Annotated in this window: 18 protein-coding genes; all 18 read right to left on the bottom strand. The window is 62.2% G+C overall.

The genetic code is table 11. The features are described 5' to 3' along the window. Positions 1-47: 47 nt before the first annotated feature. Positions 48-1,034 (bottom strand): WD40/YVTN/BNR-like repeat-containing protein, encoded by a 987-nt coding sequence (locus VJ698_RS05945; protein WP_324101796.1) that lies wholly within the window; start codon positions 1,032-1,034, stop codon positions 48-50. Positions 1,035-1,082: 48 nt separating this feature from the next. Beyond that, positions 1,083-2,138 (bottom strand): 2Fe-2S iron-sulfur cluster binding domain-containing protein, encoded by a 1,056-nt coding sequence (locus tag VJ698_RS05940; protein ID WP_324101795.1) that lies wholly within the window; start codon positions 2,136-2,138, stop codon positions 1,083-1,085. 27 nt (positions 2,139-2,165) lie between these two features. Continuing rightward, positions 2,166-2,930, bottom strand: coding sequence for an SDR family NAD(P)-dependent oxidoreductase (locus VJ698_RS05935; RefSeq protein WP_324101794.1), 765 nt, complete (start codon positions 2,928-2,930; stop codon positions 2,166-2,168). A gap of 7 nt (positions 2,931-2,937) precedes the next feature. Beyond that, the gene (locus VJ698_RS05930) at positions 2,938-4,140 is read right to left on the bottom strand and encodes an acetyl-CoA C-acyltransferase (protein WP_324101793.1); all 1,203 of its coding nucleotides are present in this window, start codon (positions 4,138-4,140) and stop codon (positions 2,938-2,940) included. A 39-nt stretch (positions 4,141-4,179) separates the two neighbouring features. After that, on the bottom strand, positions 4,180-4,536 hold the full coding sequence (locus tag VJ698_RS05925; protein WP_324101792.1) for a hypothetical protein: 357 nt from the start codon (positions 4,534-4,536) through the stop codon (positions 4,180-4,182). An 8-nt stretch (positions 4,537-4,544) separates the two neighbouring features. Continuing rightward, positions 4,545-5,501: a VOC family protein gene (locus VJ698_RS05920; RefSeq protein WP_324101791.1), complete on the bottom strand. Its 957-nt coding sequence runs from the start codon at positions 5,499-5,501 to the stop codon at positions 4,545-4,547. 13 nt (positions 5,502-5,514) lie between these two features. Further along, complete coding sequence (locus tag VJ698_RS05915; protein ID WP_324101790.1) at positions 5,515-6,438, bottom strand: VOC family protein; 924 nt, start codon at positions 6,436-6,438, stop codon at positions 5,515-5,517. Next, entirely contained in the window at positions 6,439-6,795 is a 357-nt protein-coding gene (locus VJ698_RS05910) for a 2Fe-2S iron-sulfur cluster-binding protein (RefSeq protein ID WP_324101789.1), read from the bottom strand. Beyond that, positions 6,792-8,390, bottom strand: coding sequence for a DUF6537 domain-containing protein (locus VJ698_RS05905; RefSeq protein WP_324101788.1), 1,599 nt, complete (start codon positions 8,388-8,390; stop codon positions 6,792-6,794). The genes VJ698_RS05910 and VJ698_RS05905 overlap by 4 nt, the downstream gene beginning before the upstream one ends. Then, positions 8,390-10,546, bottom strand: coding sequence for an indolepyruvate ferredoxin oxidoreductase subunit alpha (locus VJ698_RS05900; RefSeq protein WP_324101787.1), 2,157 nt, complete (start codon positions 10,544-10,546; stop codon positions 8,390-8,392). The genes VJ698_RS05905 and VJ698_RS05900 overlap by 1 nt, the downstream gene beginning before the upstream one ends. 151 nt (positions 10,547-10,697) lie before the next feature. Then, on the bottom strand, positions 10,698-11,468 hold the full coding sequence (locus VJ698_RS05895) for an SDR family oxidoreductase (RefSeq protein ID WP_324101786.1): 771 nt from the start codon (positions 11,466-11,468) through the stop codon (positions 10,698-10,700). Positions 11,469-11,476: 8 nt separating this feature from the next. Continuing rightward, the gene (locus tag VJ698_RS05890) at positions 11,477-12,250 is read right to left on the bottom strand and encodes an enoyl-CoA hydratase/isomerase family protein (protein ID WP_324101785.1); all 774 of its coding nucleotides are present in this window, start codon (positions 12,248-12,250) and stop codon (positions 11,477-11,479) included. Between the two features lie 12 nt (positions 12,251-12,262). Continuing rightward, positions 12,263-13,057 carry an enoyl-CoA hydratase/isomerase family protein gene (locus tag VJ698_RS05885; protein WP_324101784.1) on the bottom strand — a complete coding sequence of 265 codons (795 nt, stop codon included), beginning with the start codon at positions 13,055-13,057 and terminating at the stop codon, positions 12,263-12,265. Positions 13,058-13,280: 223 nt separating this feature from the next. Further along, the gene (locus VJ698_RS05880; RefSeq protein ID WP_324101783.1) at positions 13,281-14,951 is read right to left on the bottom strand and encodes a sigma 54-interacting transcriptional regulator; all 1,671 of its coding nucleotides are present in this window, start codon (positions 14,949-14,951) and stop codon (positions 13,281-13,283) included. 258 nt (positions 14,952-15,209) lie between these two features. Then, complete coding sequence (locus VJ698_RS05875) at positions 15,210-15,572, bottom strand: phenol hydroxylase subunit P4 (RefSeq protein WP_324101782.1); 363 nt, start codon at positions 15,570-15,572, stop codon at positions 15,210-15,212. Between the two features lie 13 nt (positions 15,573-15,585). Then, positions 15,586-17,109 (bottom strand): aromatic/alkene/methane monooxygenase hydroxylase/oxygenase subunit alpha, encoded by a 1,524-nt coding sequence (locus VJ698_RS05870; protein ID WP_324101781.1) that lies wholly within the window; start codon positions 17,107-17,109, stop codon positions 15,586-15,588. 1 nt (position 17,110) lies between these two features. Next, complete coding sequence (locus VJ698_RS05865) at positions 17,111-17,398, bottom strand: MmoB/DmpM family protein (RefSeq protein ID WP_324101780.1); 288 nt, start codon at positions 17,396-17,398, stop codon at positions 17,111-17,113. After that, the gene (locus VJ698_RS05860; RefSeq protein ID WP_324101779.1) at positions 17,395-18,390 is read right to left on the bottom strand and encodes an aromatic/alkene monooxygenase hydroxylase subunit beta; all 996 of its coding nucleotides are present in this window, start codon (positions 18,388-18,390) and stop codon (positions 17,395-17,397) included. Before VJ698_RS05860 ends, VJ698_RS05865 begins: the two co-directional genes overlap by 4 nt. Positions 18,391-18,417: the final 27 nt, after the last annotated feature.

The following is an 18,417-nucleotide window of genomic DNA, read 5'->3' as shown; positions in this document are numbered from 1 at the left end:
TTGAGTATTCCTGAACCGCGTGAATGGCGTGAATGGCGTGAATGGCGTTATTGGGTTGCCGTGGTGCCGACGGCGCGCAGCAGGCCCCCGGGGCCCGCGATGAGCACGGCCGACTGGCCGCGCAGCGGTGCGCCGCCGCCGAGAAAGACCGGCACTGCGTCGGGATAGGGCATCGCGCGCCATGCGTCGCCTTCGAGGCGGGCGACGGTGCCACCGTTGCCGACGCCATAGGGCACGCCTTCGTGCAGGAAGAGGCGGTAGAGTGCGGCCTGGCTCAGGTTGGGCTGCTTCTGCCAGCTCTTGCCGCCGTCGGTGGTGTGCATCATCTGGCCGGCAATGCCGCTCACCCAGCCTTCCTGCCGATTGATGAACAGCGCCGCGTAGGGATAGAAATCGCCGGGAATCTTCGCGCCCTTCTGCCAGGTGGCGCCGCCGTCTTCCGTGTAAGCAGTGAGGCCGAACTCGCCAAGCGCGACGCCCGCCTTGGCGTCGATGAACTGGATTGATGTCAGTTGCGCGTCTTCGCCGAGATCGGTCACTTTCCAGGTCGCGCCCTTGTCGCGGCTGGCGGCGATGACGGAGCGAATGCCGCTCACCCACCATCCGCCCTGCTTGTCGCAAGTGACGGCAAGCGGGGTCTTCGGTTGCGAAAGCGCCACGGATTTCCAGTTGGCGCCGTCGGCATCGGCCGACCACACCTTGTGGTAGAAATCGATGGCGACGAAGCTGCCGTCGCCACAGGCGGCGGTGTCGATCAGCGAGGCCGCGCCCAGTGCCGTGCGCGTCCAGCTTTTGCCCTGGTCTTTCGATACCAGCGCAGCGCCGCTCTGTGTGCCGGCCACGATCACCTTGCCGTTGCTGGCGACTGCCTGGCCGATGTCGTAGCGTTGTACCGGCTTCTGCCGTTCGCGATCGATGGCCGAGGTGTTGGCGGCTTGGGTGCAGGCGCCGAGGATGGCGCAGGCCATCAGGGACAGCACGATCGATCGTCCTCGGGTGAGGCCGGCAGCCCGGCGAATGTGATTGGTTTGCATGCTTTGTCTCGAATATTGTTATCGTCGGAATCCGGCTGTAGGCCACGCTCACACGTTGCGGAACAGCGGGCTGCGGACCTGGCTCGCATCGGCGGCGGTGATGAACTTCTCCGTGAAAATGTCCTTCTCGAACAGGCGCCCCTGCATCAGCGTCTTGATGCAGGCTTCGATCATCACCGGCGGCCCGCACAGATACGCGCGGTGGCCGGCGAACATGCCGTCGAAGACGCGCTTTGCCACCTCATGCACGAAGCCGCGTTCACCTTGCCACGCGCTGTCCTCCGGCTCGCCGGAGAGTGCGGGCGAATAGGTGAAATGCGGGAATTGCCGAGCCAGTGCGAGCAAGCGCTCGTGGTAATACAGCTCCACCCGCGTGCGCTGCCCGTAGACGAGCGTCATCGGCCGGGAATCGCCCTTTTCCAGCAGGTCGTCGATCATCGACAGCACGCCGGCGAGCCCGGAGCCGCCGGCAAGAAAGATCAGCGGCAAGGTCGAGGATTCGCGCACGAAGAAGCGGCCATACGGTCCGGAGAAGCCGAGCGTATCGCCGACGCGCAGATCCTTGTGTATCCATGTTGTGGCGGCGCCGCCCTCGACGAGGCGCACATGCAATTCGATCTCGTCGCGCGACGGTGCACTGGCCGGAGAGAAGGCACGGCGAAGGCCCCCGCTGACCGGCAAGTCGAGATTGATGTACTGGCCGGCCTGGAAGGTCATGGGCCGGTCCGGCTTCATCCAGATGCCCTTGATGGTGGGCGTCAGGTCTTCCACGCGCGTGACGGTGGCGCGGTAATCTTCCACCGGATAATTCTTTGCATCCGGCTCAACCTCGATGTCGGCCTCGATGACAAGGTCGCTGGTCGGCGTCGCGCAGCAGGCGAGGCATTGACCGTTCTCGCGCTCGAAGTCCATCAGCGCGAAGGACGATGCCTCGCCGTGGTCGACCTCGCCATCCAGTACCTGCACCTTGCAGGTGGCGCACAGGCCGTGGCCGCAGGCATGCGGCAGATAGACACCGTGACGCAGCGAGGCGTCGAGCAGGGTCTGCCCCTCCTCCACCTCGATCGTCTGACCGAGCGGCTCAATCGTGATCTGGTAAGTCATGGAAATTTCACCTGCATAAGAAGTCAGCTAGCGGGCTGCGAGGCGCGTGGCGCCATCGAGCCTGATCACTTCGCCATTGAGCATCCGGTTGTCGAAAATCTGCTTGACGAGGAGCGCGTATTCCTCGGGCCGGCCCAGGCGTGACGGAAAGGGAATCGTCTTCGCAAGGCTGTCCTGCACCTCGGCGGACATGGCGCTCACCATCGGCGTGGCAAACACACCGGGCGCAATGGTCATCACGCGAATGCCGGATCTCGCCAGTTCGCGCGCGGCGGGCAGCGTGAGCGCAACGACACCGCCCTTGGACGCCGCGTAGGCCGCCTGTCCGATCTGGCCTTCAAAGGCGGCGATGGATGCAGTGTTGATGATCACGCCACGTTCGCCGTCTTCGGTCGGTGCGTTGCCGGCCATGGCAGCGGCGCCGAGGCGCAGCATGTTGAAGGTGCCGACGAGATTGATCCGCACCACGCGCTCGAACGTAGCGAGCGCATGCGGACCATCGCGGCCGAGAATCTTCTCGCCGGGCGCGACGCCGGCACAGTTCACGACGGCACGAACGGTGCCGGACGCGGCGGCCTGTTCAAACAACGCCGCCGCATCCTGTTCCGAGGTGATGTCCGTCCTGACGAAACGGCAGCGTTCACCCAGTTCGCCGGCGAGCGCCTCGCCCTGCTGCGCATTGATGTCGGCCAGGATCGCGTGGCCACCGTTGTCGATCACCATGCGCGCACATGCCGCCCCCAAGCCGGAGACGCCGCCGCTGATGACGACTGTTACATTCTTCAGTTCCATGTATCCCTCACAGCATTTCAACGGCAAGTGCAGTCGCCTCGCCGCCGGCCAGGCAGATGGCAGCGATGCCGCGCCTGCCGCCGGTTTTCTTCAGTGCGCCGATCAGCGTGGCGACGATGCGCGCGCCGGATGCGCCGACCGGATGCCCCAGCGCGCAGGCGCCGCCGTGGACGTTCATCTTTTCGAGCGGAATGCCGCAGTCGCGCATGGCGATCATGGGCACAACGGCGAAGGCCTCGTTCACTTCAAAGAGGTCTACCTGCCCCACATTCCAGCCGAGCTGCTCAAGCAGTTTGTTGATGACCATGGCGGGAGCGACCGGAAATGAGCGGGGCGCACCGGACCAGGTGGCCTTGCCGGCCAGGCTCGCAAGCCCCGTAACGCCAAGTCTGTCTGCAGCGGCGGCATGCATCAACACGGTCGCCGCCGCGCCATCGGAAATCGAACTGGAATTCGCCGCCGTGATCGTGCCGTCAGGACGGAAGGCCGGCTTGAGCGTCGGAATCTTGTTGGCGTCCGTGGTGAAAGGCTGTTCGTCCCTGTCGATCAGCACGGTCTTGCCGCGCGTCGTGCGCGTGACCTGCGCAGTCTCCCAGGCGAAGCTGCCGTCTTCGTTGGCCTGGCGCGCAGACTGGAGCGAGCGCAGCGCGTAGGCATCCTGCTCCTCGCGCGAGAAGCCATACTTCCCGGCCCACTCTTCGGCGATATGCCCCATCAGGTCGACTTTCTTACCCGGGCTGCGTTCGAACGCATCTTCCAGCGCGTCGTAGAGCATGTGGTCCAGCGTCGCGCCGTGCCCGAGGCGCCGCCCTTTCCGGCCGTCCGGCAAAAGAAACGGTGCATTGCTCATCGACTCAAACCCACCGGCGACAACCACGTGTGCGGAGCCGGCGAGAATTTCGTCATGCCCGATCATCATGGCGCGCATGGCCGAGCCGCAGGCCTTGTTGACCGTTGTGCACGACACCGACTCCGGCAGGCCCGCCTTGAGCGCCGCCTGCCGCGCCGGAACGTGGCCGAGGCCGGCGGGCAGCACGCAGCCCATGACGACGCTATCCACCTTGTCTGTAGCAATGCCCGCACGCGACGTAGCCGCATGGATAGCAGCCGCGCCAAGCTCGATGGCCGACACGTCGCCGAATACGCCCGTGAGCCCGCCCATTGGCGTACGGGCCGCGGATGCGATGATGACTTGATTCTCTTGTTTCAAAAACTCACCTCTTTTTTCCTGCCTTGTTGATTCCGATCCTCACCGCGTGTCGGGCATACCGAGCATCATGCTGCGCACTAGTTGCCCCCCGACCGCCCGTGTTCGATGTCCCTTGCCGGTCGTGTCTTCCGCGAGGATCACGCCGCCCGCACCAATCACCTGCTTGCAGCCGTCGGAGGTTTCGATTTCCACTGCACCTTCGAGAATGACCAGGTAGAGGCTGAACGGCGCGGTGTGCCAGCCGGAGTCATAGTCGGCGGCGGTTTCGCGAAAGAAGATGTCCGTGGCCGGCACCGGCGCGGAAAACAGGCCGAACTTGTCCTTCGGCAGGAGAGCGATCTCGTGCTCGCAGAAACGCGACTCGCCCTCCACGGCATAAATGCGGATTGCCTGCATGTCGCTCCCTAGATCGCGTGCGCGAGGAAGGAATCGATCTCCACCTCGTCGTAGTAGGACAGCGCGGCGCGGATGTTCGACTCGCTCCACACCACCGGCCTGAACCCCGGATGCGGCTCCGCGAGGCGGCCGCCGCTGCACAGTTCCAGCCGCACGCCGAAGGGATCGAAGAAATGCAGCGAGAAAGTGTTGCCGTAGGGCTGGCGCGTCGGGCCGAAGCTGTCCAGCTTCACACCGTCGTTGCGCAGGTACTGGCCGTCGAGCAGGATGTCCGAGGAGTCGTCCTTGGTGAAGGCGATGTGGTGCAACTTGCCTGCGTCGCCCGGGAAGATCGCGAGTTCCTGGCCGCCCACGTTCTTGGTCATGCGAAACATGAGTGCCGACACCGGATCGCCGCTTTCGTCTTCAATCAGTTCGGAGGTAAAGAAGCCGAGGTACTGCTTCAGGAAGGCGATGGTTTCGCGTGGATCGGGAACGCAGATGCCGACGTGGTTGAGGAATTGCGGCGCAGGTGTGCCCCGGATGCGCTTGGGCGTGACCCAGTCCGGCGCTTCAAAGCCTGTCTCGTAACCAAGCAGCGCCATGTCGGCGAACAGGCGGATGCGATGGCCACCGGGAATCGCGAAGCTGACCGAGCGGCCCAGCCCGGGAAGGTCCGAGGAGGCATCATGCCACATAATCTCAATGCTGCCGCGCGCAAGCCGCTCCGCAATATTGTCGAGATCTTCCTCATCGCGTACCTGGAAGCCGATTTCGGAGAGCCTGTGCGCATCGCTTTCGTCGATCACCACCGAGAAGTTGTAAGGCTCATGCCAGCAGCGCAACTGTACCTGCCCGGGTGCGGTTGCCGTCACAATCATGCCGAGCGTGTCGGCGTAGAATTTTTTCGCTGCGCGCAGCCCGGCGTCGTTCAATGCGAGCCTGACAAAACCGATGCGCGTGATGCCCTTGTGTTTCAATGCCATTTTCCGCCCCTCCTCAACTGACCACGGTGTAGAACTGTTCCGGAACGGACGCCTCGTAGTAGAACGTGGCCTGTCCGAGCGACTCCATACTCCAGCTGATGGACGGCACCCGGCCTGACGCGCCCGATGTCTCGTACGCACCGCACTGGAATTCATTCCGATTGCCGGAGGGGTCGAAAAAGTAGACGGTGGTCACGCCGGCCACGCCATGGCGGGTCACGCCATATTCGAGCGTGGGCACATTGCGATGCTTGAGCAGGTCGGTGCGGCGCACGACGTCGGCGCGGTCGACCACGTAAAACGCGATGTGATGCAGGCCGCCGTCCGGACCAGGGCCGATCGCCAGCTGATGCATGGTGTTGCCGGCGGAAAGGAAACCGAGGAACAGGCTGCCATCCGGCGCGGCGCCGCACTCCGAGAGGTTGAAATCGAGTACGTCGCGCAGGAAGCGGATGGTCTGGTCAGGGTTGCTGCAGACGATCAGCGCATGGTCGAGATGACTGACCGGATTGACGCCATCGACCCGCTCCAACACGAGATCGGGATCGCGCATGCCGGTTTCATAGCCGACGCATTCGGATTCATGGAACAGGTTGATGCGGTGCGCGGACGGCAGGGTGATCACCACGCCTTCACCTTGCCCGAGCAGCGTGCCGGATTCCATCCATTCCACCTTGAGCCCCGCTGCAACAGCCTTGTCCGCCGCTTCCTGCAGGTCTTCGTGCGCACTGACCTTGAAGCCGAGGTGGCACAGGCCGGCACGGTCGGACGCATTCAGGACCAGGCAATGATGGTCCTGCGAATCGGGTGCCTGCATGTAGACGCGCCCAGCCGACGTGCCCGTAGTGCGCAGGCCAACGACATGCGCATAGTGCTGCTCTGCCTTGTCCAGGTCCGTGACGTTGATGCTTGCATAGCTTAGTCTGATTACTGCCACTTACTCCTCCTTGTTTTCCTTGCCAGCTGTCGCCATCCGCCGCGACAACGGGGTCTTGTCAATGACGGACCACTGCCAGTCGGTGCTGAAACAGCAGTCTTGCGTCGGGGTCGCCTGGCACAGAAATACGGTCGCAGGCGGGCAACCCTCGAGCTTCGCCTTCGATACCGGTGAGACGTAATCTACGCTGCCCGAGCGCAGCGTCGCGGCGCAGATGCCGCAGCCGCCGCTCTTGCAGGAGGCGCGCACGCGATAGCCGGCGTCCCTCGCGGCGGCATGGATGGTCATGCCTTGCGCGCAGTCGAATTCGACCTTTGCGCCGGGATCGTTCGCGAGGGAAATCCGCCAGTGCTTCATGCGCGCACCGCTTCGCACATGCTTTGCGCAGACGCCGCCTGCTTGAGGTATTCCTCGCACTGCGGCCAATTGCCGGCCTGCTGCGCGAGCTTCGCGAGTGCTTCGCGTCCGATTGAAAGCGGATCGCCACCCTGGCGACGGATCGTAGACAGGTAACCGGCGCCCTCGGTAACGAAGGCTTCGATATCGGCCATTGCTTTCTTGCGCGTCCAGCCGTAGCCTTTCACGATGCGACCGGCCTCGGCGAGCACCAGCGCGATGCGCACATCCTCTCGTGCCGCAGCGGCGATTGCGTCGAGCCACTGCTGCATTGCCTTGGTCTCGCGCACGTGCCTTGACGAAAACGGCCGCGTCCAGCGGAATGCGGCGAGCAGCCGCAGGCTCCAGTAGCCGATCACGCCATTCGAACGCAGGCGCACCGGGAACTTGATGGAACTCGCATGTTCCCGCTTGGCGTCGTCTGACGGCTTCCGGAACAGGCGTTCGAGCGCGGGCGGCAGCGCATCAAGGAATTGCTCCAGGTCGGGCACCATGTAATCGCGCACTTCGACGATGCCCTTGGCGTTGCGGAACTCGGACGCAAGCCGCGCGAATCGGTCGGGAGACGACTTGATCTGCGCCACGCGCATGGTGTCCTCATACGCCATCCAGTTGGCCAGGTTCAGGCACAAGGGCTCGAACAGACCGGCGGCATGGCCCGGCACATTCTGCTGGAATGCCTGCTCGCACTGCGTTACCTTCCGCGCGAACTCGTCGGCGTAATCAGCATTCTGGTAGACCTCGAGCAGATTTCCGATCGAGACCAGCGTGTCGTGCGCAGCCGCATTGTCAGAAGCACGTTGCAGCAAGCCAAGGAATTGCGGGCCGGGCTGGAACACGAGTTGGGTTGCGGTTTTCGCCGGCGCCGCAACAGCGCCACTGATGCGCAGCCGCTCTTCTTCCGCCAGGCGCGCCAGTCGTCCATCGCGCGCCATCTCGTAACCGAGCAGGAAAGCCTTGCTGTTCGTTTCGACTGCGACCTGATCGGCGCGGATCGCCTCGAGAAATGGCTCGGGCGGCAGGCTGAATACCGGCGAGCCGACCGCCGCTCCGAGCAGAAAGGCATTGCTGGTCAGGGCGGGAAGCTGGTTGGTCGACACGACTTCCTGTGCGTGGACGAGGAAGTTGCGCTGCGGCGCGATGCGATTGACGGCGTTGACGATGTTGGTGGAACCGAAGATGCCGTCTTCGGAAGGCATCTTCTCCAACGTCGTCAGGTAGCGATAGGTGTTGCCGATGATGACGCAATCCTGTGCCGCATAACCGCTCTGGACGAGACGCCCCAGTTCCAGCAATTCCTGCCCGATCAGCAGGTCGACATCGCCCGCCATCGCGAACACCGAGTTGACGCGGCGCTGTTCCGATTTCGGCGCGGCTTCGCAGTAGTAAGTGACGGTGCCGGCGCGCTGCGACAGGCCGAGCAGGCCGATGCTGATGGCATCCCATCCGTGGTTGATCAGGCCGCGCACCAGCCAGGCGCTGAGCACGCCACCGCCCTGCCCGCCCACGGTGCCGATCAGGATGCGGCGGGTGCGGTTGTTGTTCAGGTTTTCCATTACTTGCCCTCCATGGCCAGCACAACATGACGCGGCAACAAGAGGCTGCGTATCGCGTTCACGAGTTTTTCCCGCCATGACGCGTTAGTGACGGTGGTCACCTTCACAAAGGACGGACAAAGCTGCGCCATGGTCGAGATCTCGCCGCAGGTGCCGCAGCCGACGCAGTTCTGGTCGATGTAGGCCTTGTCGCTCTTCTTCACCACGCCGTCCGACGGCTTGAGCGTGAGCGACGGACAGCCGTTGAAGCGCATGCAGGCGTGGTCGCCCACGCATACCTCGTCATCGACATAAAGCCGGTCGGTCGCGACACGTTTTCCCGCCTTGAGCGCCGCCGCGTTCTGCGGGCGGATGCGCCGTTGGCGCTGCAACTGACACTCCGCGTCCGAGATCAGCACGCGCACCTGCGGCTTCGACTTGTCTTCGTGGATGCGGATGAATTTTTTCTGGAAACCCTTGAAGTCATACGGATTGGCCGTCTCGATGTGCTTCACGCCCATGGCACGGAACGTCTTCTCGATGCTCATTTCCGTATTCATCGGCTCGCCGTTCATCAGCACGCCGACGTTCGGGTTCTCATGCGCGCCGGTCATCGCCGTCCAGGCGTTGTCCAGCACGATGTAGGTCGATTCCTGCTTGTTGTAGATGCCGTTGGCGACCGACGTATTGAATGCGCTGTGCCACAGCGTGCCGTCGCCGACCACCGAGACGTTCCGCTGCCGCGACAGTGCCGTGATGGCCGTCGCCGCCGCGAGCCCCGCACCCATGCCGATATTGGAATCGGCCATCTCGAAGGGCTTGAAGCCCGCCATGCCATAGCAGCCGACGTCACCCGCGTGCCAATCCTTTTCGCCGAACACGACTTCCCTGATCTTCATCTGCGAAAAGACCGGTCGCTCGGGGCAGCCGGTGCAGAAGGTCGGGATGCGTGCCGGAACCGGCTTGCCGATCGACGTCATCACGTCGCGCCCGCGCTGCAGCAGGGATTGCGCCTTGCGCTGGATCGCGCCGCCGCCGTCGATGCCCATGTCGCTAATGAGATAGCCCGACAGCGGCTCGATCAAACGTTCCGGCACGAGTTCACCAATGCCGGGAATCGCGTCGTGGCCGATGATCCGGCAGGTGATCCCGCGCTTGTGCGCCAGCGCGCGGATCTGCGATTCGATCAGGTCAGGCTGGCCTTCTTCGACGATCAGCACGGCCTTCTTGCCGGCCATGAATTCTTCGATCTGCGTCTCCGACAGCGGGTTCACCACGTTGAGCTGCAGCAGGTGCAGGCGTTCGTCCAGTTCGCCGAATTCATCGGCCATGCCGAGCAGGCTCAGCACGCGCAGGGTGGAATTGAACGTGGTGCCGTGAGTGATCAGGCCGAACTCCGCATGTGAACCGCCGAAGTACTCATTGAGGCCACGTTCGACGACGAGCCGCGCAGCAGTTGGCAGGCGGTGCAGGTAGCGATCCTTTTCCTGTTCCTGTGCATAGGGCGGCAGGGCGAACAGCGTCGGGTCCTTGCGGAAAGCTTCGACCTTGTTGACGGTGCTGATCGCGGGAATGACGTTGTCGCCGACGGTGATTTCCGCATTGGTATGCGATGCCTGCGGGCGCAACAGCAGTGCCACTACCGACTTGCTGTCACGCGACAGATCCATGCCTTCCTTGACCATGCGATGCAGCACCTGCTGGTCAGCACGCGGATCGATCACAAGCAGGCCGGACTTCACGCCCCATGCCAGCGTGCGCTGCACGACGGTGGTGCTCGATACACCGTAGTCCTCGCCGACCACGATCATCGCGCCGTCCTTCACGCCGAGCTGGGAGACATGGTCGACCACGTCGGTCGCCACGCCATTGCCGACCACCTTCCAGGTCACGGCGCCGCGCACCGGGCCATAGACCGACGTGGTGAGCAAGGCACCGGCCGACATTTCATTGCTTGAACTTTCGAAGTAAACGCCGTATTCCTTCAGCAGCGGCTCATAGGCATCAGCGACCGCATCCATCAGGTTCGCCGTGGGCGAGCCGGGATAACCGCCGAAATAGCTGATGCCGGATTCGAGCAGCGCCTTGAGGACGACCAGCGCGCCGTCACCATAAAGACGCTCGCCTTTTCCTCTGCGCAGTTGTGCTACGTCTTCCGGGGTGTATGAATGACCCATGTTGTCCAACTCATCCTTGTATGACTTCTGAAACCTTACTTAGCACTGTCCGTGCCAGCGAATAAGCAATTGTTTAGAAAGGGATTTTTGAAAATGCAGAAAAAGGGCGGCGAAATTTTCTGCAGAATTTTTAGCGCCCTCAGGGATGTGGCTAAAGACAGGGTGACAAGCCCCCGTCGACATCCACCTGCGTACCGGTGATGTAGGCCGCGTCTTCGGAACAGAGAAAGCGCACGACGCGGGCGATTTCCTCCGGCCGTGCCATGCGCTCGAGCGGCACGGCGTATTGCCGTGCCGTCAAAAGCTGGTACTCGTCCAGCGATACATCAGACGGACACCACGGCCGCCAGGCATCGGTCGCCACCAGGCCGAGGCCGACGGCGACGGCGCGAATGCCGTACGGCGCGCCCTCCTTCGCGAGCAGCTTGGTAAAGGAAAGGCAACCCGCACGGACCACGCTCGAGGCATAGAAGGAGACGTCGGGCGCGCGCGCGAACACGCTGTTGATGTTCACGATGACACCGCCGCCGTGGTCGTGCATGACATCGAACACGCCGCGCGCGGTGCGCACCATGGCCATCAGCTTCTGGTCGAATTCGCTTTGCCATTGCGCGTCGCTCAGGCTCATCAGATTGCCCGATTCCGCGCTGGCGCCGTTGTTGACGAGGATGTCGATCGTTCCGCATTCATCCAGCGCTGCGGCAATCAGCTTGTCTATGCCCTGTGCGGTACCCACATCCGCGACAATCGCCGATACGCAACCGGGAAATTCCTCGCGCAGCGGGGCGAGGGATTGCTGCAGGCGAGTGTCGTTCCGCCCGCAGTAGGTCACCCGGTCTCCCGCGGCGAGAAACTCACGCACCATGGCCTGGCCGATCCCGGCGGATCCGCCGGTGATGACAACCGATCGTTGCCCGGACACGCGGCGCCTCAGCATCCGCGAAAAACGGGAGTGCGCTTGCTCTTGAAGGCATCGAAGCCTTCTGCAAGGTCCTGCGTCGTGTGCAGGAAAGCCATGGCCAGCGATTCGGCATCCATGAAGGCATCGAAGGGCTGGCGCGGAGCGTCGCGCAGCGCGCGCTTGGCTAGCGCAATAGCCAGCGTCGGTTCCTGCGCCAGCGACTCGGCCAGCTCCATCGCCTGCGCATGCAGCTCCTGCTGCGGCACGACATGCGAGTACAGGCCTTTCTGCAAGGCTTCTTGCGCTTTGAGCTGGCGGCTACGGAAGATGATGTCACGTGCCGCCGCCACGCCGAGGTATTGCACCAGCAGGTAGATCGCCGCCGAGTCGGGCATGGCGCCGATCTTGCCGAAGGCAGGAATGAATTCCGCGTTGTCGGCGCCGATGATGAAATCGCAGGCCAGTGCGAGCGATACGCCTGCGCCCGCCACCGGCCCGTTGAGGGCGGCGATGACCGGCTTGTCCGACTGCATGATGCTGCGCAGTGCCGGCCGAATGCGGTCGTTCAGGAAACGCCGCACGGAATCCGGCGTCGCGCCGGTGAAGATTGCACGCAGGTCGCCGCCGGCGCAGAACACCGGCCCTTCGCCGGTCAGGACAATGGAGCGCACTTCCCGGTCACGGTCGGCGACAGTGATGTGCTGCGCAATGGCATCGAGCATGTCGCCATCGAGTGCATTGCGTGCGGCAGGACGGTTCAGTACGACGCGCGCGACTGCGCCGCTCTTTTCATAAGTGATCAAGTTGGGCTCCTGTTACTTGGCGGACGGCCTGGAACGCGAAAGGAAGGCGTTGACGGCGGTGTGATGGTCCTGCGTGCGGAAGGTCAGGCCCTCGAGCGCGAGCGAGGCGTGCAGGATGTGGTTGACCAGCGTGTTCACCTGGATATTGACGGAGCGCTTGGTCAGCTCGATGGCAAGGCGCGGACCGTTGGCGAGGCGTCGCGCCATGTTCTCGACACGTTCCTGCAGCTCGCCCGCAGGTACGGCGTGATTCACCAGCCCGATGCGTTCGGCCTGCGCGCCGGTGAGCGGGTCGCCCGTCATCAGGAACTCCTTCGCGCGATTAGGCCCAACCAGCAAGGGCCAGATGATTGCACCGCCGTCGCCCGCTACCACGCCGACACTCACGTGCGGATCGGCGATGACGGCGGCCTCATCCGCAAACACGATGTCGCCGAACAGTGCGAGGCTTGCGCCCACACCGATGGCGGAGCCGTTGATCATGGTGATGACCGGTTGCGGCAATTGCGCTACGCCGCGCACGATGTCCACGCCGTCGCGGAGGATTTCCTCGTAGCGTTCGCCCGACTGGGCTGCTTCGCTCACCCACTTCAGGTCGCCACCGGCACAGAAGGCCTTGCCTTCCGGATCGCCCTTGAGGATCACGACGCGCACGCTGCGGTCCTGCGAGATTTGACGCCATAGTTCGGGGATTTCGCGATGCATGATTTCATCCATCGCATTGCGGCGTTCCGGCTGGCTGAGCGCCACGGTAAGCACGCCATCGGCCTGTTCGATCTTCAGTCGCTTGTAGTGTTGATATTCCATGCTGGTCTCCATTGAAGGTCCAGCATGAAAAGCAATTTCAAGGCCAGTTGGTAAGTGCCTGTTTTGGAAGGGGAAAACTAATTGGAGGAAGTGTCGTGCTGCGGAATTTTCTGAAGAATTTTTGGTAGGGTCGGGAGTTGGCTCTCCGGGCAGCCAGTAATGTCCCGAAGAGCCATGAGCCTGGGAGTCCGTTTCGGCAGGCACTGCCTGCCGACATAGTCTCTTACTGCTTGATCTTCTTTAACGTATAGGAAACCTGCGCCCTGCTCAGTCCCAGGAACTTCGCCGCGTCGCTCAGGTTGCCCCCAGCGCGGTTCACCGCCGACAGCACCAGGTCATTCTGCAGGTCTTCCATGCTCTGCTTGTGCGCGATCATCTGGTCGAGCAAGCCGAAAGAAGGATCCGCGTCCGATGTTGTGGTCGCGTTCGGAACTGTGGTGCTCGTCTCCCGTTCCTGTGTCCCGAAGCCCTGGAGTATCAAATGCTCCTCGTCGATATAGCCGCGGTTGCTGGCGAGGATCACGCCGCGTTCGATCATGTTCTGCAGTTCGCGGATGTTCCCTGGCCAGGCGTACTCGGTGAGAATTTTCTTTGCCGCGTCCGTGATGCCCAACAGCTTCTTCGCGTGCTTGCTCGAATAGATGCGCAAAAAATCTTCCGCCAGCAGTTCGATGTCGCTCCTGCGCTGCCTGAGCGGGGGAATCGATATGGGGTAAATGTTGAGCCGGTAGTACAGGTCAAGGCGGAACCGCCCCTTGCGCACCGCTTCCGCAAGATCCACATTGGTCGCCGCGATGATGCGCACATTGATCTTCTTGCATTGCGTTCCGCCGACGCGCTCGATTTCTTCCTCCTGCAAGGCACGCAGCAGCTTCGTCTGCGCGGAGGCAGAAAGTTCGCCGACTTCGTCCAGCAGCAGCGTGCCGCCGTCGGCACGCTCGAACTTTCCGGCGCGCGAAGTCTGCGCGCCGGTGTAGGCGCCCTTTTCGACGCCAAACAGTTCCGCCTCGATCAGCTCTTCCGGAATGGCACCGCAATTCACTGCGACGAAGGGATGCTTGCTGCGGTTGCTCTGTTCATGGATGTAGCGCGCGAACCGTTCCTTTCCGACGCCGGTCTCGCCCAGCAGCAGCACGGTGACATCGGACCTGGCGACCTTGTCCGCGAGGACGATCGCATCGCGGAAGCCTTTCGATTTGCCGAGAAAGGGAACATTGCGGAAGCCTTCGTCCGCTTCCCGCCGCAGCAGGTCGATGCTCTTCTGCATGTCGAGCAAGCGTTCGACCACCGGGTCGGGCTGGTACAGCTTGAGCACGCTCTCGTCGAGGTCGTCCCACTGATCGACCGGCTTGCCGATGATGCGGCAGATCGAATCGCCCTTGCCGCGGCACTCGACTTCGCGATAGTAGACCAGACAACCCATCAGTGCACTGGTATAGCCGGTCGCGTATCCCACCGCTTCCCAGCACACGGCCTCGTCCTGCGTGCCATAGAGGTCCTTATGCACATCCGCTTCGTAGGACTGGTCCCAGATGAACTCGCCGTAGAAATGCTTGTTCCTGATGTCGATGTCGATCTTCACCACGCGGGTGGATGCGCCGCCGCGCACGCTGTGCAGGCGAGGACCGAAACGCAGGATTTCCTCCGGGTCCTTGTCACCGAGGATCTTCTTTGCCCACTCGAGATCGCGCGCACCGGACGCGAATCCCATCCGCATCAGCACGCCCTTGGCGCGTTCCATGCCGAGCGTGGAGATGAGTTCCTGGCGCAGGAAACCCATGCGGCTGGTATCGACCAGCAGCATGCGCTGGGCATCCATGAAAATCACGCCCTCCTGCGGCGATGCCTTCACGCGCGAGGAAATCTGCTCGTGCCCCAGCTCATTCAACGTCATTGTCCTGTCTCCTTCATGTCTTTTTTGTCATGCCCGCTGTCGATCATCGCCGACTCTGCCGCGCTGTCACGTCTCGGTTGCCAATCTAACCCGATACCTAAGGTAGATCGCGTTTTTTGACACACAGTTTCTCAAAAGATTCCCGCCAGCGCGAATGCACCTGCACGTCCGCCCCGGAACGTGATCAATACGATAAAAAAAGGCGCAGGGTCGCTGCGCCTTTGGTCAATTAATCAACTCTCTTGCAACATCGGGCATTCAGATCCCCAGCCCCTCGATGCCGTCGAGGCCAGGCGTGGAGAACCGGAGCGCAGTCTTGTGCCCGACGCCGTTCTCCGCGAAAGTGGCCGCAGGATCGGGCTTGAACATCGTCCCGCCCCGGTACCAGACCACCTCAGCCCAGTTGATCTTTTCCCAGTCGGGATGGCTTGCGTAGGCGGACGCCATCATGGTGTTGATGAAATCGCCAAACTTCATCTCCGGCTGGACGAGGAAGGCATAGGGATTGGTGAACATGAGGTGCCGGTCCCAGGAGATATAGACGATCCTGCCGCCATGAAAGTTGGTTTCCGCATCGCGGACATTTCCCTGGTAATCGGGATACAAGGCATTAACGGTCATTGCATGTGCTCCTTCAGGCCACTTTCTTGCCAACCGACGTCTGGCTCTTCCATTCTTCCCAGTTCTTGCGGTCGTCGGATTCCGCATAGTCGAAGTTGTCGTGCCCGCTGTCGATGCCAGACCACTTCAGCACGTCGTCCAGCGACGCGCCGCCGCAGTTGCCCTGGTAGACTTGGTGCGTCGGCAGCCATGCCTGCACATACTTCTCCGGTTCCGCCTGGAAGATGTCACGGCATCCATCCGAGCAGAGATGATAGTGCTCACCCTTGTACTCGACTTCGCGGTGGCACAACTGCGTCGGGTCGTCCGGCTCGGTGAACCACGCGGGAATCTGGCAGACCTGGCACAGCTGCGGGAGCGTCGTGCTGTAGAAGCGCTTGCCCTGCTGATGCTGCTCGTCCCAGTGCTGCAGGCGCTTCTGGTAGAACTGCGGGAAGGACGCGGGATATTTCTCCGCCAGCCATTCCATCTCTTCGCCGGTCGGGATCCAGGTGTGCAGGCCGCTCGCCGCACCGTAGCTGTACAGCGCAGCCCACGCCTCGTGCGAATAGCGGTCCTTCTCCTTGATGGAGACATCCGCGTACTTCGGCATGCGGAAGCCGTAGCGCGACAGGTCGTCGAACAGCGCGCCGCCGGCCTGCTCGAAATACATCTCCCACGCCTCGCTCCACGACATCACCTTCTTGGGCAGCATGTAGTCCATCATCATTGCCACCAGCACCAGCAGGCGGTAGCCGCGCCAGAACCACTTGTCGATCCAGCGCTGGATGATCGGAATGTTGTCCGGATCCTGCTCGGCCATGAACTTGATGACTTCCAGCCCCATGGTCATGTGGCGCGCTTCGTCCGATTGTGCAGAGAAGCCGAAAGTGACCGTCGCCATGTCGCCGTTGTAGGCGGCGCCCGACATGAATGGCATGAAGATCAGGTTGGTCAGCACGTACTCGAAGGAGAACGAGATCGCGGTGAGGAACTCGAACGGTCCGGCGGTCAGCGCATCCTCGAAATAGGACTTCGGCACCGACAGGTACCACAGCCGGTCATACATCTGCTGGAAGTTGTGGAACCCGGAGAAGTGCTTGTTGTAATGGCTGATGGCATGGATCTGCGTCTGTGCATGACGAATCTCGTCGATGGCCTGCATCTGCGCAGCGACGCGCGGGCCGACGCCGCCGAACTGGCGGCCGAGATGGATGAAGCCGCGATGCGCGCTGTACTCCGACAACGTGATCCCCTGCAGGAACAGCTTGATCGCATTCACGTAGCGCGCATCGGAGATGTTCAGGTGCCCGTTGTGCTGGCTGAACGCATCGATGATCGCATACAGCTTGCGGTCCTTCTCCGCCTGGTACTTCCAGTAGGCGTCCATCGTCAGGCGGAAGGGATCTTCCCATTTGTCCCAATCGTGGATCTTGATGCCTTCAAAGCTCTGGTACGGGAACACCTTGTCCATCGGCTGGTAAGTCGTTTCCCAGCCAAGGCCGCGCGTCATCAAACGGTATTTTTCGCGCAGGCCGAGTTTTTTCGTCGTGCTCATGTCATTGTCCTTTCGCCTGTGCGCTGCCCCAGCTCACGGTAAATTCATCATCGGTCTCGCTCACGTTGCCGGCGAGTGAAATCAGGTAGAGATGCAGTTCCTGCGGATCCCATTCGCGCTCGAGACGCCGTTCCACCGATTCCCTTTTCACGGTCAGCGCGCCTTCCGCTTCGATGCGCACCATCGCCGGATAACGGCGCACCGTCGCGCCCGGGTTGTCTTCGATGATCGACGCCACCACCGGGCCCGATTCCTCGTTTTCCTGGAAAGCCATGTAGACCAGCTTCATTGCGCACCTCCCGCGTCAATGCCCAGCTTCTTCGCGCGCGCGTCGAGCAGCGATGTGACCGTCTCCAGAGTTGCCTCAGTGCTGCCCATCAGTTCCGCAGCAATCGGCCGCAACGCGTCGACCAGGAGGCCTCGCCACTTGCCGTACCACGCCGACAATTGCTGGCGGTTCTGCGGCGATTCCGCAGCCGCGATCCTGACCACCGCATCGACCCACTTCGAGGTTTCGTCGAACCAGTCGGACATGAATTCCGCGAGCATGGCTACCGTCGATCCCTGCACCCCGATGTCCTGCACGAACTGTCGGTAGACCAGCGGATAAACCAGCCCGTCACCCACGAAGTTCTGGGCCATGAAGACTTCGAACCAGTCCTTCTCCACGAACAGGTCTTCAATGACCTTGCGCAAGCCCTGCCACGCCTTGTGATCGATCCAGGCCTCCTTGCCTTCGTCGATGGTTTCCACACCGCCGAGTAGCAGCCCGATGCGCGTGAGGTATTGCGCGATACCAAGGCGATCCATTGCATGGAAGGTCGCCGGAACGTTGAGCATGGAACCGTAGGCGAACGACGCGACAAAGGAGTTGTTCATGTTCGCGCCCCATTCATAGTGGCGCAGCGGGATCAGCACGCGCGCCATCTTCGCGCGCGCCGCCTCATCGACGAACTGCAGGAGATTTCGCTTCTCCACGAATGCGAAATTGCTCTCCGCTGCCTCCTGCTGGCGTGAACGCGCGTTGGTATAGGCACCGTAATGGAACTGGCGCGGATCGAGAAACTTGTACCAGTCCCCCATCACGATCTTCGTTCTCGCCGGGTCGTAGAGCGCATGCTCCTTGTCCCACAATGCCTGGTAATGGAAGTTCGCTTCCGACTGCAGCTTCAGCGTGCCTTCCAGATAGCGTGACGCGGGCTTGTCGCCGCCCAGTACGCTCGCCACATGGTCAAACGTGTTGCGTATCGGCTCTATCGTCGCCGTACGGATTTCCACCATTTTCTTGCTCCTCTTGACTTGCCTGAA

It is taken from the genome of Noviherbaspirillum sp., assembly GCF_035254685.1.
Taxonomy (GTDB): domain Bacteria; phylum Pseudomonadota; class Gammaproteobacteria; order Burkholderiales; family Burkholderiaceae_D; genus Noviherbaspirillum.
The sequence above is the reverse complement of the archived record's forward strand: the minus strand, read 5'-3'. Positions and strand labels throughout refer to the sequence as shown.

What these genes read in the sequence shown, in the direction of transcription:
- VJ698_RS05945 (WP_324101796.1), bottom strand. Translation starts at nt 1,034, where the DNA reads ATGCAAACCAATCACATTCGCCGGGCTGCCGGCCTCACCCGAGGACGA.
- VJ698_RS05940 (WP_324101795.1), bottom strand. Translation starts at nt 2,138, where the DNA reads ATGACTTACCAGATCACGATTGAGCCGCTCGGTCAGACGATCGAGGTG.
- VJ698_RS05935 (WP_324101794.1), bottom strand. Translation starts at nt 2,930, where the DNA reads ATGGAACTGAAGAATGTAACAGTCGTCATCAGCGGCGGCGTCTCCGGC.
- VJ698_RS05925 (WP_324101792.1), bottom strand. Translation starts at nt 4,536, where the DNA reads ATGCAGGCAATCCGCATTTATGCCGTGGAGGGCGAGTCGCGTTTCTGC.
- VJ698_RS05920 (WP_324101791.1), bottom strand. Translation starts at nt 5,501, where the DNA reads ATGGCATTGAAACACAAGGGCATCACGCGCATCGGTTTTGTCAGGCTC.
- VJ698_RS05910 (WP_324101789.1), bottom strand. Translation starts at nt 6,795, where the DNA reads ATGAAGCACTGGCGGATTTCCCTCGCGAACGATCCCGGCGCAAAGGTC.
- VJ698_RS05905 (WP_324101788.1), bottom strand. Translation starts at nt 8,390, where the DNA reads ATGGAAAACCTGAACAACAACCGCACCCGCCGCATCCTGATCGGCACC.
- VJ698_RS05900 (WP_324101787.1), bottom strand. Translation starts at nt 10,546, where the DNA reads ATGGGTCATTCATACACCCCGGAAGACGTAGCACAACTGCGCAGAGGA.
- VJ698_RS05885 (WP_324101784.1), bottom strand. Translation starts at nt 13,057, where the DNA reads ATGGAATATCAACACTACAAGCGACTGAAGATCGAACAGGCCGATGGC.
- VJ698_RS05880 (WP_324101783.1), bottom strand. Translation starts at nt 14,951, where the DNA reads ATGACGTTGAATGAGCTGGGGCACGAGCAGATTTCCTCGCGCGTGAAG.
- VJ698_RS05875 (WP_324101782.1), bottom strand. Translation starts at nt 15,572, where the DNA reads ATGACCGTTAATGCCTTGTATCCCGATTACCAGGGAAATGTCCGCGAT.
- VJ698_RS05870 (WP_324101781.1), bottom strand. Translation starts at nt 17,109, where the DNA reads ATGAGCACGACGAAAAAACTCGGCCTGCGCGAAAAATACCGTTTGATG.
- VJ698_RS05865 (WP_324101780.1), bottom strand. Translation starts at nt 17,398, where the DNA reads ATGAAGCTGGTCTACATGGCTTTCCAGGAAAACGAGGAATCGGGCCCG.
- VJ698_RS05860 (WP_324101779.1), bottom strand. Translation starts at nt 18,390, where the DNA reads ATGGTGGAAATCCGTACGGCGACGATAGAGCCGATACGCAACACGTTT.